6 protein-coding genes are annotated in these 14,915 nt (G+C 42.5%); 4 read left to right on the top strand and 2 right to left on the bottom strand.

Annotation, left to right across the window (positions count from 1 at the left end; all coding sequences use genetic code 11):
• Positions 1–50 precede the first annotated feature (50 nt).
• Genes rpoB through GO009_RS13790 form a run of 3 tightly spaced genes read left to right on the top strand, consistent with a single transcriptional unit; the run spans position 51 to position 8,563 of the window.
• The gene (gene rpoB, locus GO009_RS13800) at positions 51–3,860 is read left to right on the top strand and encodes a DNA-directed RNA polymerase subunit beta (RefSeq protein ID WP_163626885.1); all 3,810 of its coding nucleotides are present in this window, start codon (positions 51–53) and stop codon (positions 3,858–3,860) included.
• Between the two features lie 38 nt (positions 3,861–3,898).
• Positions 3,899–8,197, top strand: a complete 4,299-nt coding sequence (gene rpoC, locus GO009_RS13795; RefSeq protein ID WP_163626882.1) for a DNA-directed RNA polymerase subunit beta' — start codon at positions 3,899–3,901, stop codon at positions 8,195–8,197.
• A gap of 54 nt (positions 8,198–8,251) precedes the next feature.
• A complete protein-coding gene (locus GO009_RS13790) occupies positions 8,252–8,563 on the top strand; it encodes a DUF3467 domain-containing protein (protein ID WP_108247113.1) in 312 nt (103 codons plus the stop codon).
• A 34-nt stretch (positions 8,564–8,597) separates the two neighbouring features.
• On the opposite strand, the gene GO009_RS13785 is transcribed toward GO009_RS13790, so the two are convergent.
• Both GO009_RS13785 and GO009_RS13780 read right to left on the bottom strand, forming a co-directional pair.
• Positions 8,598–9,029, bottom strand: coding sequence for a hypothetical protein (locus tag GO009_RS13785; RefSeq protein ID WP_163626880.1), 432 nt, complete (start codon positions 9,027–9,029; stop codon positions 8,598–8,600).
• Positions 9,030–9,137: 108 nt separating this feature from the next.
• A complete protein-coding gene (locus GO009_RS13780; RefSeq protein WP_163626879.1) occupies positions 9,138–10,727 on the bottom strand; it encodes a peptide chain release factor 3 in 1,590 nt (529 codons plus the stop codon).
• 396 nt (positions 10,728–11,123) lie between these two features.
• Here GO009_RS13780 and GO009_RS17530 point away from each other — a divergent pair, with 396 nt between their 5' ends.
• Positions 11,124–14,909, top strand: a complete 3,786-nt coding sequence (locus GO009_RS17530; protein WP_203532460.1) for a gliding motility-associated C-terminal domain-containing protein — start codon at positions 11,124–11,126, stop codon at positions 14,907–14,909.
• Positions 14,910–14,915: the final 6 nt, after the last annotated feature.

Here is a 14,915-nt window from a genome sequence, read left to right as displayed (position 1 = left end):
AAAGCCATACACGAACCCACATAGTATTCACGATCAAAATTTGTCCATAGATGTTCACAAACACTATTGAAAGAGTTAATTTCGCATCCGCTAAGAACATACCGGAATATCCGGATTTCTTGGACATTCAGATAAAATCGTTCCAAGACTTTTTCCAGCTTGAAACTAAATCTGACGAAAGAGGAAACGAAGGTCTCTACAACACCTTCATGGAGAATTTTCCAATCACAGATACCAGAAACCAGTTTGTACTTGAGTTTTTGGATTACTTCATTGATCCACCAAGATATTCCATCCAAGAATGTATAGAGCGTGGACTTACTTATAGCGTACCTTTAAAGGCGCGTTTAAAATTGTACTGTACCGATCCAGAACATGAAGATTTCGAAACTATCGTACAGGATGTGTATTTGGGTACCATCCCTTACATGACTCCTAGTGGAACTTTTGTAATCAACGGAGCAGAACGCGTTGTAGTATCCCAATTGCATAGATCTCCAGGGGTTTTCTTTGGACAATCTTTCCATGCAAATGGAACAAAACTATATTCAGCCAGGGTAATTCCTTTCAAAGGATCTTGGATTGAATTTGCCACCGATATCAACTCGGTGATGTATGCCTATATCGATAGGAAGAAAAAATTACCGGTAACCACTTTGTTCCGTGCCATTGGCTTTGAGAGGGACAAGGATATTTTGGAAATCTTCGACCTTTCGGAAGAAGTGAAAGTTTCCAAGACCGGACTTAAAAAAGTATTGGGCCGTAAATTGGCCGCCAGGGTGTTGAACACATGGCATGAGGATTTCGTGGATGAGGATACGGGAGAAGTGGTTTCCATCGAACGAAACGAAATTGTACTTGATCGTGATACCGTTTTGGAAAAAGAGCATATCGATGAGATCATTGATGCCGATGTGAAGACTATCCTTCTTCACAAGGAGAACAATGCACAATCCGATTACGCCATTATCCACAACACTTTGCAAAAAGACCCTACCAACTCTGAAAAGGAAGCGGTAGAACACATTTACAGACAATTACGTAATGCCGAGCCGCCAGATGAGGAAACAGCTCGCGGTATTATCGACAAATTATTCTTCTCCGACCAACGTTACAACTTAGGTGAAGTAGGGCGTTACAGAATGAACAAGAAATTGGGCTTGGATATCGGAATGGACAAACAAGTGTTGACCAAGGAAGATATCATCACTATCATCAAGTATTTGATCGAGTTGATCAACTCCAAAGCGGAGATTGATGATATCGATCACTTGTCCAACCGTCGTGTAAGAACCGTAGGTGAGCAATTGTCCTCACAATTTGGTGTAGGTTTGGCGCGTATGGCACGTACCATCCGTGAGCGTATGAACGTTCGTGACAACGAGGTGTTTACCCCGATCGATTTGATCAACGCGAAGACATTGTCATCCGTGATCAATTCCTTCTTCGGAACCAACCAGTTGTCCCAGTTCATGGATCAGACCAACCCGTTGGCAGAGATTACACACAAAAGAAGATTATCCGCACTAGGACCAGGAGGTCTTTCCCGTGAAAGAGCTGGTTTTGAGGTGCGTGACGTTCACTATACCCACTACGGAAGATTGTGTCCCATTGAGACACCTGAAGGACCGAACATTGGTTTGATTTCTTCTTTGTCCGTATTTGCCAAGGTGAACAATATGGGCTTCTTGGAAACTCCTTACCGCAAAGTTGAAGATGGTAAAGTGGACACCAAAAACCACATGTACCTAAGTGCAGAGGAAGAAGAAGGAATGAAGATTGCCCAAGCCAATATTCCATTGGCAGAAGATGGCACTATTGAAAGAGAAAAGGTAATTGCCCGTGAAGAAGGCGATTTCCCGGTTGTGGATCCAACAGAGGTGAAGTACACAGACGTTGCACCGAACCAAATTGCATCCATTTCCGCATCCTTGATTCCTTTCTTGGAGCACGATGATGCGAACCGTGCCTTGATGGGATCGAATATGATGCGTCAGGCTGTTCCATTGTTGAGACCGGATTCTCCGATCGTAGGTACTGGTTTGGAAAGACAAGTAGCAACGGATTCTCGAGTATTGATCAATGCAGAAGGAGATGGAGTTGTTGAGTATGTTGATGCACAGAAAATCACCATTAAGTACGATAGAACTGATGAAGAGCGATTGGTAAGCTTTGATGAGGATTCTAAGACGTACCAATTGGTGAAGTTCAGAAAAACAAACCAAGGAACCAGTATCAACTTGAAGCCTATCGTAAGAAAAGGCGACAAGGTGAAAAAAGGTCAGGTACTTTGTGAAGGTTATGCTACCGAAAAAGGTGAATTGGCCTTGGGTAGAAACATGAAGGTAGCCTTTATGCCTTGGAAAGGATATAACTTTGAGGATGCGATCGTAATCTCTGAAAAAGTGGTTCGCGAGGATATCTTTACCTCTATACACGTAGATGAGTACTCTCTTGAAGTAAGGGATACCAAATTGGGTGCAGAGGAATTGACAAACGATATTCCAAACGTATCCGAAGAGGCAACCAAGGACTTGGACGAGTATGGTATGATCCGTATCGGTGCCGAAGTGAAGCCAGGAGATATTTTGATTGGTAAGATTACTCCTAAAGGAGAATCCGACCCAACTCCTGAAGAAAAATTGTTACGTGCCATCTTTGGTGACAAAGCGGGTGACGTAAAAGATGCTTCCTTGAAAGCTTCTCCATCATTGAGAGGTGTGGTTATCGACAAGAAATTGTTTTCCCGTTCCATTAAGGACAAGAGAAAACGTTCCGAGGATAAAGAGGCCATCGCCAGATTGGAGATGGACTATGAAGTGAAGTTCCAACAACTGAAAGATGAATTGATCGAGAAATTGTTCAGTTTGATCAGCGGAAAAACATCGCAAGGCGTAATCAACGATTTGGGTGAAGAAGTACTTCCAAAAGGAAAGAAATACACCATTAAAATGTTGAACGCTGTGGACGATTTTGCTCACTTGGTCGGCGGAAGTTGGACAACAGATGACGCTACCAATGCTTTGGTTGCCGACTTGTTGCACAACTACAAAATCAAATTGAACGATATTCAAGGTAACCTGAGAAGGGATAAATTTACCATCTCCGTAGGGGATGAGCTTCCTGCAGGTATCATGAAGTTGGCCAAAGTTTATATCGCCAAAAAGCGTAAGCTTAAAGTAGGTGATAAAATGGCCGGTCGTCATGGTAACAAAGGTATTGTGGCGCGTATCGTTCGTCAAGAGGATATGCCATTCTTGGAAGACGGAACCCCTGTGGACATTGTATTGAACCCACTTGGTGTACCATCAAGGATGAACATTGGTCAGATCTACGAAACCGTATTGGGTTGGGCCGGACAAAAATTGGGTCAAAAATATGCGACCCCGATTTTCGACGGAGCCTCATTGGATGAAATCAACAAGCTTACCGATGAAGCAGGCGTACCAAGATTTGGACACACCTACCTATATGACGGTGGAACAGGTCAGCGTTTTGACCAACGTGCAACCGTTGGTGTCATCTACATGTTGAAACTAGGTCACATGGTAGACGACAAGATGCACGCAAGATCTATTGGACCATACTCATTGATCACTCAGCAACCATTGGGTGGTAAGGCACAGTTTGGTGGTCAGCGTTTTGGAGAGATGGAAGTTTGGGCATTGGAAGCCTACGGCGCATCATCTACCCTTAGGGAGATATTGACCGTTAAGTCGGATGATGTTATCGGAAGGGCCAAGACCTACGAGACCATCGTAAAAGGCGAGACCATGCCAGAACCTGGATTGCCAGAATCTTTCAACGTATTGATGCACGAACTTAAAGGTTTGGGCTTGGATATCAGATTGGAAGAGTAGAACACTATATACATTAATTATATCATCACCATATTGTTATGGCTAGAATAAAAGATAATAACGCACAAAAAAGGTTCAACAAAATTTCCATAGGATTGGCCTCTCCAGAGTCAATTTTGGCCGAGTCCCGTGGCGAGGTGTTGAAGCCTGAAACCATTAACTATAGAACGCACAAACCAGAGCGTGATGGATTGTTCTGCGAGCGTATTTTTGGTCCTGTAAAGGATTACGAATGTGCCTGTGGTAAATACAAAAGAATCCGTTACCGTGGAATCGTTTGTGATCGTTGTGGTGTTGAAGTGACGGAGAAAAAAGTACGTAGAGACCGTGTAGGGCACATCAACCTTGTGGTTCCTGTGGCACACATCTGGTACTTCCGTTCACTGCCAAACAAAATAGGATACCTTTTGGGACTGCCTTCCAAAAAGTTGGATATGATCATCTACTACGAAAGGTATGTGGTTATCCAGCCAGGTATTGCCAAAGGTCCTGAAGGTGAGGAAATCAATAAAATGGATTTCTTGACCGAGGAAGAATACTTGAACATTTTGGAATCCATTCCTACCGAGAACCAATACTTGGAGGATACCGATCCCAACAAGTTCATTGCCAAAATGGGTGCGGAGTGTTTGATCGACATTTTGTCCAGAATCGATTTGGAACAATTGTCCTACGAACTTCGTCATAAGGCAAACACAGAGACTTCAAAACAGCGTAAGACCGAAGCCTTGAAGCGTCTTCAAGTAGTGGAAGCTTTGCGTGAGTCGCAAGGAAATAGGGAGAACAACCCTGAGTGGATGATCATGAAGGTAATTCCTGTGATCCCACCGGAATTGCGTCCGTTGGTGCCGTTGGATGGTGGTCGTTTTGCCACTTCCGATTTGAACGACTTGTACCGTAGGGTGATTATCCGTAACAACCGTTTGAAGCGTTTGATGGAGATCAAGGCACCAGAGGTGATTTTGAGGAACGAAAAACGTATGCTTCAAGAAGCGGTGGATTCCCTTTTCGATAACACAAGAAAAGCATCTGCGGTAAAAACAGAATCAAACAGGCCATTGAAATCCCTTTCCGATTCATTGAAAGGTAAGCAAGGTCGTTTCCGTCAAAACCTTTTGGGTAAACGTGTGGATTACTCCGCTCGTTCCGTAATTGTTGTTGGACCGGAACTGAAATTGTACGAATGTGGTCTTCCAAAAGATATGGCGGCCGAGCTTTATAAGCCATTCATCATCCGTAAGCTGATTGAAAGAGGTATTGTAAAGACCGTTAAATCTGCGAAAAAGATTATAGACAAGAAAGAGCCCGTAGTTTGGGACATTCTTGAAAACGTCCTTAAAGGACACCCAGTACTATTGAACCGGGCCCCCACATTGCACAGATTGGGTATCCAAGCGTTCCAGCCTAAACTTATTGAAGGTAAGGCGATTCGTTTGCACCCATTGGCATGTACCGCATTTAACGCGGATTTTGATGGGGATCAGATGGCAGTTCACTTGCCTCTAGGGCCAGAGGCTATTTTGGAAGCACAATTATTGATGTTGGCTTCACAAAACATCCTTAACCCTGCTAATGGTTCTCCGATTACCGTACCATCTCAGGATATGGTTTTGGGATTGTACTACATGACCAAGGAGAAAAAATCTACCCCCGAGGAACCTGTTTTAGGTGAAGGATTGACCTTCTATTCTTCTGAAGAGGTAGAGATTGCCTTTAACGAGAAAAAAGTTTCGCTTAATGCCGGAATCAAGGTAAGAGCCAAAGACTTTAACGAAGAGGGCGAGTTGGTATATCAAATTATTGAAACCACGGTAGGTCGTGTATTGTTCAACACGGAAGTGCCAGAACAAGCAGGATTCATCAACCAAGTATTGAACAAGAAAGCCCTAAGAAATATTATTGGGGACATTCTTGCGGTGACCGATGTACCTACAACCGCTGAGTTCTTGGACAAGATCAAGGCCATGGGATACGATTTCGCCTTTAAAGGTGGTCTATCCTTTAGTTTGGGAGATATCATCATTCCAGCAGAAAAGCAGGATATGATCGGCGAGGCAAACGAGCAGGTCGATGGTATTATGATGAACTATAACATGGGTCTTATCACCAACAACGAGCGATATAACCAGGTTATTGATGTTTGGACATCAACCAATGCCATGTTGACCGAATTGGCCATGAAGCGAATTCGTGAAGACAAACAAGGATTCAACTCTGTATACATGATGTTGGATTCAGGTGCAAGGGGTTCCAAAGAGCAGATTCGTCAGTTGACCGGTATGCGTGGATTGATGGCCAAGCCTAAAAAATCTACCGCAGGTGGTGGTGAGATTATCGAAAACCCGATTCTTTCGAACTTTAAGGAAGGATTGTCAATTTTGGAATACTTTATCTCTACCCACGGTGCCCGTAAAGGTCTTGCGGATACCGCTTTGAAAACGGCAGATGCGGGTTACTTGACCAGACGTTTGGTTGATGTATCGCAAGATGTTATCGTTAATAGCGAAGACTGTGAAACCTTGAGAGGTATCGAGGTAGAACCATTGAAGAAAAACGAGGAAATTGTTGAAACCTTAGGTGAAAGGATTTTAGGTAGGGTATCGTTGCACGATGTGTACAACCCATTGACCGAAGAGCTTGTTCTTAGAGCTGGCCAAGAAATCAATGAAGCAGATGTAAGAAGGGTAGAAGCCGCTCCAATCGAGAAAATAGAAGTAAGGTCTCCATTGACCTGTGAGGCTCCACAAGGAATCTGCGCCAAATGTTACGGTAGAAACCTAGCGACTAACAAAATGGTACAGCGAGGAGAAGCTGTTGGTGTTGTAGCTGCACAGTCTATTGGTGAGCCTGGTACACAGTTGACCCTGCGTACCTTCCACGTGGGTGGTATTGCAGGTAACATTTCCGAGGACAACAAGTTGGAATCCAAGTTTGACGGTATCGCCGAAATCGAAGATCTAAGGCTTGTTGAAGGAGAAAACAGTGAAGGTGGAAAAACCAACATTGTAATTTCCAGGACCTCAGAAGTTAAAATTATTGATCCAAAAACTGGAATTACCCTAAGTACAAATAACATTCCTTATGGTTCTCAATTGTTCATCAAAAACGGTGAAAAGATTACCAAAGGAACCGTGATTTGTGAATGGGATCCATATAACGGTGTGATTGTTTCCGAGTTCTCCGGACAGATTGCCTACGAGAACATTGAGCAAGGGGTTACTTACCAAGTTGAAATCGATGAACAGACTGGTTTCCAGGAGAAAGTAATTTCTGAAACTAGAAACAAGAAACTTATCCCGACCTTGTTGATCAAGGATAGCAAAGGCGAAACATTGCGTTCTTACAACTTGCCAGTTGGTTCCCACCTTATGATTGATGATGGCGAGAAGGTGAAAGAAGGTAAGATTTTGGTAAAAATCCCACGTAAATCTGCCAAGGCAGGGGATATTACCGGTGGTCTTCCAAGGGTAACCGAGCTTTTCGAAGCACGTAACCCATCCAACCCAGCAGTTGTTTCTGAGATTGATGGTGTGGTATCCTTCGGTAAGATCAAGCGTGGTAACCGTGAGATTATCATCGAGTCCAAGACAGGAGATATCAAAAAGTACTTGGTTAAGTTGTCCAACCAGATTTTGGTTCAGGAAAATGACTATGTGCGTGCAGGTATGCCATTGTCCGATGGTTCCATTACACCGGAAGACATCTTGGCCATCAAAGGACCATCAGCAGTACAGCAATACTTGGTAAACGAAGTACAAGAAGTTTACCGTTTACAAGGTGTGAAAATTAACGATAAGCACTTTGAAGTTGTTGTAAGACAAATGATGCGTAAAGTGAAGATTCAAGATCCAGGAGATACCATCTTCCTAGAGAATCAATTGGTGCATAAAGACGACTTTATCAACGAAAATGATGAAATTTTCGGTAAAAAAGTTGTTGAGGATGCTGGTGATTCCGAAAGATTGAAACCAGGACAGATTTTGACAGTACGTGAACTAAGGGACGAGAACTCAATTCTTAGAAGAGAGGACAAAACCTTGGTAACCGCAAGAGATGCTGTCGCAGCAACTGCTACGCCAATCTTGCAGGGTATCACTAGAGCATCGTTGCAGACCAAGTCCTTTATCTCGGCTGCATCGTTCCAAGAAACCACCAAAGTATTGAACGAAGCTGCGGTAAGCGGTAAAGTGGATACCTTGGAAGGATTGAAGGAAAATGTAATTGTAGGACATAAAATTCCAGCCGGTACCGGTATGAGGGATTATGACAGCATCATTGTAGGTTCCAAAGAGGAGTACGATGAAATCATGGCCCGAAAAGAGGAATTCAAATTCTAAATAAAATAAACCCTGGCCTTTAGGTCGGGGTTTTTCTTTTTAAGATAAAGTGATATGGCTGAAGAAAAGAAAAATCAGAAACAGATCAACATAGAGTTGGATGAAAAAACGGCAGAAGGGACCTATTCCAATCTTGCCATCATCAACCATTCCGTATCCGAATTTGTGGTGGACTTTATCAGCTTGATGCCCGGCGCTCCCAAAGCCAAGGTAAAGAGCAGGATCATATTGACACCGCAACATGCCAAAAAGTTGCTAAAGGCATTGAACGATAATGTCAGTCGCTTTGAACAGGCACACGGAACCATTCAAGACTACGAGCAACCAGCGATACCGTTAAATTTTGGTCCCACTGGAGAAGCATAAAAAAAGCCCCAATTTTTGGGGCTTTTTTATTTTTTCACTTTAACCAACCTTTCTCAATTCCCTTTTTCGAAAAGAAAATCAGGTAAATACCTATAATGATGATTACCACAGGCATGGCGTAGGTAGATGACCCAAAGGCCTCAACAGCGTTGGAAATAAACAACCAATGGATGAATTGTGCCACAGCAGCAACCAATGAGATTATAAAAAAAGTTCTGGCCCACTTCTTACGCAGTAAAAGTCCGATACAAGCCAATGTCCCCGAAAAAACGGCAATGGCAAAAGCGGCGGTTGCCCAAGCAGGGATTCCCTCAAAAGCTTCACGCTGGGCCTGATCCATGCTTTCCAAAAGTGCCATTTGGTTAAAAGCTTGGTTGAGATAGTTGCCAACGCCCATCAAATTCCATAGAAGAGCGATAACGCTTACCACCCAAAACCAAGTAGGCGGCTTAACTGAAGTCGTCATAATTTGATTATTTAATTGGTTACGCTAATCAATGTACAAAAAAAATACATATGAATGTTGCAACCATTTCATATTCAGAGGTGTATGCTTGTACTTTAAATTGAATTCTTACTCAAATTCGGAGGTGTAGTGCAACTTTACCGAAGGATATTTTTGTTGGGTCATTTGCAAGGAGAAAGGCGAATCTGCCAAAAATACCAACTGCCCTTTTTTGTCCGTCGCCAAAAACTTTTGCTTTACACGCTTAAACTCTTTGAACTCTTCGTTGTTTTCATCCTCGGCCTCTACCCAACAAGCCTTATGTACGGGGAAGTTCTCGTAGGTACATTTAGCACCGTACTCGTGCTCCAATCTATACTGGATTACTTCATACTGCAATGCTCCCACGGTACCAATCACCTTTCTTCCGTTCATTTCCAAGGTAAAAAGCTGTGCTACCCCTTCGTCCATAAGCTGATCAATGCCCTTGTACAATTGTTTGGCTTTCATGGGGTCGGCATTGTTGATGTACCTAAAGTGCTCCGGTGAAAAGCTTGGAATGCCTTTGTAGTGCAGTTCTTCACCACTGGTCAAAGTATCCCCAATTTTGAAGTTTCCAGTATCGTGAAGCCCTACAATATCACCCGGATAGGAGATGTCCACAATTTCCTTTTTTTCTGCAAAAAAAGCATTTGGGCTGGAGAATTTGAGTTTTTTCCCTTGCCTTACGTGTAAATAGGGTGTATTTCTTTCAAATGTACCGGAAACAATCTTTACAAACGCCAAACGATCTCGGTGTTTGGGGTCCATGTTGGCGTGTATCTTAAATACAAAACCAGAAAAATCTTTTTCATTTGCCTTTACCAATCGTTCTTCGGCTTTTTTAGGTCGTGGAGATGGGGCAATGTTCACAAAACAATCCAACAGTTCCCGAACTCCAAAATTGTTTAAGGCAGAACCAAAAAAGACAGGCTGAAGTTCACCTTTTAAATAAGCATCCTTGTCAAAATCGGGGTAAACACCCTCAACTAGATCTAAATTATCGCGCAGTTCTTCGGCGGCATCGGTACCTATGATTTTCTCAAGTTCTGGATTGTCCAGATTGTCAAAAGCAATGGTTTCTTCGATGTTCTTTTTGCTGTTGCCGCTAAAAAGGTTGATGTTTTTTTCGTAGATATTGTAAATGCCTTTAAAATCGTAACCCATACCAATTGGAAAACTCAGTGGGGTTACTGTCAAACCTAATTTTTGCTCCACTTCGTCCAAAAGGTCAAACGCATCCTTACCTTCACGGTCCAATTTGTTGATAAATACAATCATGGGAATGTTGCGCATACGGCAAACCTCAACCAACTTTTCGGTTTGTTCCTCCACACCCTTGGCAACGTCGATTACCACAATTACGCTATCAACTGCGGTCAGGGTTCGGAAAGTGTCCTCGGCAAAATCCTTGTGCCCGGGAGTATCCAGAATATTGATTTTTTTGTCTTTGTAAATAAAGGCCAAAACGGAAGTAGCTACGGAAATCCCCCTTTGGCGCTCAATCTCCATAAAGTCGCTGGTTGCCGATTTTTTGATTTTATTGCTTTTTACAGCACCAGCTTCTTGGATTGCACCACCGAACAATAGTAATTTTTCGGTCAAGGTTGTTTTTCCGGCATCGGGGTGGGAGATAATGCCAAAAGTTCTTCGTTTTGCTATTTCCTTTTCAAATTCCATCAACAAAAATTTCGGCAAAAATACAGGATTTATATGTTTTGCCACTCATTTTTAGTGCGATTCAGGATTGTTAATATTATTGGAAAAAAAATAAGAATTAAAACTAGTCAAAACCAAAAAGAAAAGTAATTTTCGCCGGTTTTTAAATCGCTGACCATTCCACAATAGCATTATCCATTTGTAAATAAGCAGATGAGGTAAATAATGATGAAGAAATCGCCTTTTATCGATAAAAATAGGAGGTGAGGGTCAAATAAGTTAATTATGTGACCTATTTGTATCGAAGTGTGTCGAAAGCACTGGTGATATTAAAACCAATAAGAAAACCCCAATTTTCTTACAATTACGGGAACCACTTGTTGCCATGGTGATTAGTTGACCAAAACTTAATCATTTATGGAAAAAATTACTTTCTTGAATTTCAAGAAGAGCACACTATTATTGTTACTTCTATTTTTGGGATTGCCTATATATTCTAGCATTGTTCCGGCAATCAATCCAATAACGAATATGGCAGATACCTATTTAATGAGCGGTAATACCGATTCTGATGGTGATGGCGTGCCTGATAGTGTTGATATCGACAGTGATAACGATGGCATATTGGATGTTGTGGAAGATGCAAACCTCGATGGCGATAACAATCCCGCTACCAACCCAACCGATTTCGATGGAGATGGTATCCCGAATTACCTGGATTTGGATTCCGATGGCGACGGATTATTGGACAATTATGAAGCGCAAAACTTTGCAGACTTTCGGTTGCCTTCCGGTGTGGATTCCGATGGAAACGGGTTGGATGATATGTATGAAGATTCCCCAGGAGTGGGAAATGGATTGACACCGATAGATACGGATAGTGATGGTGTGGCGGACTATTTGGATATGGATTCGGATAATGATGGAATCCTTGATCAAAACGAATCCAGCGTGGTAAGTACAGATTTTGATTGCAGTACGGTTCCAAAATTAAATTTTGGAATGGAGCCGACCTTGGAGTCGGGCGATGCGCTTTCCGAAGGAGCCGTTTATCGTTATCAAGGAGTTGAAGAAAGTTTGGATGCACTGGTTACGATTGAAAAAGTAGTGAATGGTGAAATTTTATATTTTGACCAGAATGAGACCGATGCAGAATTTTTTAAACCAGAAATCTATTTCACCACAACATCAGAAGAAAGAAGGCCTTACGTAGATTTTAGGATCTCTTTTGTGGAACAGGGAACAAATACCCCCGTTGTTTTAGAAGAACTCAGTGCAAACTTTATTGATGTTGATGGGAACGGGGACTATCAAGAATATAATCGATTCAATACACCTGCAAGTTATACCCTCGATGCCGATAATGAAATAACGGTTCAAAATACCACAGGTGGCTTTTTAGTGAATGGAGGTACGCGGGAATATGATGGTATTTCAAATGAGCACCCCTCCGTAAATGTTGCTGTTGAGTTCTTAAACATTGACTCTTTTGTCTTCCGTTTTGGAATTCAGGCCGATGTGGATGACAATTTTAAAACGAACGTGGCTAGACAAGCCGGTATACAATTTACATGTTTAGATAATTTTAATGACCCACAAACGGTCAATTTTAGTGAAGACATTGATAGTGATGATGATGGGTACCCAGATAGATTGGATATTGACAGTGATGACGATGGAATTCCAGACAACGTAGAGGCGCAACCTACCTCTGAGTACATTCCTCCATCTGGAGATGACCTTAATGGGAATGGCCTTGATGATGCCTACGAAAGTGGCGAAACAATGGGACTTTCATTAGAAGATACTGATGCTGACGGAACTCCAGATTATTTGGATGACGACAGTGATAATGACTGGGTGCCGGATAATAATGAAGGGAACGATTTTAATTTTGATGGAATACCCGATTGGATCTATACAGGTGTAGATTCGGATGGTGATGGTCTTGACGACGGTTATGAAGGCAGTGATGTAAATGACGGCTTTGATGTGAACGATGAAATTGAAAACCCTGCAACTGATCTACCAGATAGAGATGGTACTGAGGATGTTAATTATCGAGATGTTGATGATGACGGTGATGGAATAGATACTCCGGATGAAGATGCCAATGGTGATGGCGACCCTACCAATGATGATACCGATGAAGACGGCACTCCGGATTATTTGGATAATGATACGGATACCGATGGCGATGGAGTTACCGATGAGGATGAAGAGGAAGATGGAACCGACCCGACCGACCCTTGCGATTTTATTGAAGAGCATATCACCCAGCCACAAACCGGTGATTATTTAACTGCCGATTGTGACGGTGATGGGGTCACCAACGAAGATGAAAAAGAAGACGGTACCGACCCATTTGACCCTTGCGATTATAACCCGGAAAGTGTGACCTTGCCGCAAACTGGGGATTACCTTGAGGCAGATTGCGATGGTGACGGTGTTACCAATGGTGATGAAAAAGAGGATGGAACGGACCCACAAGATCCATGTGATTTTGTGCTCGACAGTCAAACAGTTTCCCCTGATTCAACTTGGAACAGTTCTGATTGTGACGGTGACGGTGTTACCAATGGTGATGAGAAAGAAGATGGTACGGATCCATTAGATCCATGTGATTATAACCTAGAAAGTGTGACCTTGCCGCAAACTGCAGATTGGGAAGCTTTGGACTGTGACGGTGATGGTAATCCAAATGAAACAGACCCTGACCCATTAACGGCAAATGCCAGTGATGATTATGGGTCGACCCCAGCATTAACCGAAGCGGCAATAAACATTTTAGAGAACGATGATTTTCTCCCTAACAACAATCCTATCAATATAGGGGTTACAAATTTGTCAAGAACTGGAGGAGATGCAATTGGTACAGTTACTTTTGATAATGAGACTGGCTATGTAAACTATACTCCAGTAGCTTCCGAATCCAATTCAACGGTTACCATAATCTATCAAGTATGTAATGTTTTGCCGGACCCAAGTGTTTGCGCTTCAGCAACTATATATATAGAGGTAGGCGCAAATGTATTGGATGCAGCAGATGATAACTATACAACAAATGTAGGGGAAGGTGGTGTGATTGCGGATAGCAATGTACTGTTTAACGATACCTATAATGGAGAAGCTGTAACCCTTGCCGATGTTATACTGACCTCTACATCGACCAACGAACTTACCATCAACGAAGATGGAAGTGTAAGTGTGGTTCCCGGAACCGGAGCAGGTACATACACGATCAATTATACCATTTGTGATGTTTTGGATGTAAACAATTGTGATTCCGCTACGGTTACTGTTGAAGTAATGCAAGGAACAGGGAATGTTATCGATGCAGTGGATGATAACTATACAGCAAGAGTGGAAGAAGACGGTGTGATTGTAGATGGTAACGTACTGTCCAATGATATGTATAATGGTGAGCCTGTGACCTTGGCCGATGTACTATTGACCTCCACATCAACCGGCGAACTTATTATCAACGAAGATGGAAGTGTAAGTGTTGTGCCCGGGACCGAAGCAGGTACCTACACCATAAGCTATACCATTTGTGATGTTTTGGATGTGAACAATTGTGATTCTGCTACGGTTACCGTTGAAGTAATGCAAGGTGGGGATAATGTTATAGATGCCATTGATGATACATATAATGCAGGTGCTGGAGGTGGATTGATTGCCAATAGCGATGTACTGTTCAACGATACTTTGAATGGTGAGGCAGTATCCTTGATCGATGTAATATTAACTTCCACCCCTACAAATGGACTTACTGTAAACGAAGATGGGAGTGTATCCGTTGCACCAGGAACACAACCCGGTACTTACACCATTGAATATACGATATGTGAAACGGCCAACCCAAACAATTGTGACACGGCCACGGTTACGGTGGTAGTTGAAGCTATCGAAGTAAACCAAATGTTGACACCGAACGGGGATTTAAAAAATGACTTTCTCTTCATTCGAGGTGTCGAGTATATCAAATCGAGCTCCATCAGAATATTTAATCGTTGGGGAACCCTTGTATTTGAAGGCAACAACTACGATAATGTAAACAATGTTTTCGATGGACGTGTTAGAGGTAAATCAGCTTTGAGCGTAAACGATTACCTACCAGCAGGGGTGTATTTTTACATATTTAATTACGAAACCGTGCAGGGAAGTTTTACAGACTCCGAATACATTTATATAAGCAGATAAGATATT

This window comes from Allomuricauda sp. TY007 (assembly GCF_010468565.1).
Classification (GTDB): Bacteria; Bacteroidota; Bacteroidia; order Flavobacteriales; family Flavobacteriaceae; genus Flagellimonas.
Note: the sequence above shows the minus strand (reverse complement) of the source record. Positions and strands in the feature narration are given on the sequence as shown.

Bases quoted from the DNA above. Each gene is read 5' to 3' on its own strand.
- rpoB (WP_163626885.1), top strand. From the start codon at position 51: ATGTTCACAAACACTATTGAAAGAGTTAATTTCGCATCCGCTAAGAAC.
- rpoC (WP_163626882.1), top strand. From the start codon at position 3,899: ATGGCTAGAATAAAAGATAATAACGCACAAAAAAGGTTCAACAAAATT.
- GO009_RS13790 (WP_108247113.1), top strand. From the start codon at position 8,252: ATGGCTGAAGAAAAGAAAAATCAGAAACAGATCAACATAGAGTTGGAT.
- GO009_RS13785 (WP_163626880.1), bottom strand. From the start codon at position 9,029: ATGACGACTTCAGTTAAGCCGCCTACTTGGTTTTGGGTGGTAAGCGTT.
- GO009_RS13780 (WP_163626879.1), bottom strand. From the start codon at position 10,727: ATGGAATTTGAAAAGGAAATAGCAAAACGAAGAACTTTTGGCATTATC.
- GO009_RS17530 (WP_203532460.1), top strand. From the start codon at position 11,124: ATGGAAAAAATTACTTTCTTGAATTTCAAGAAGAGCACACTATTATTG.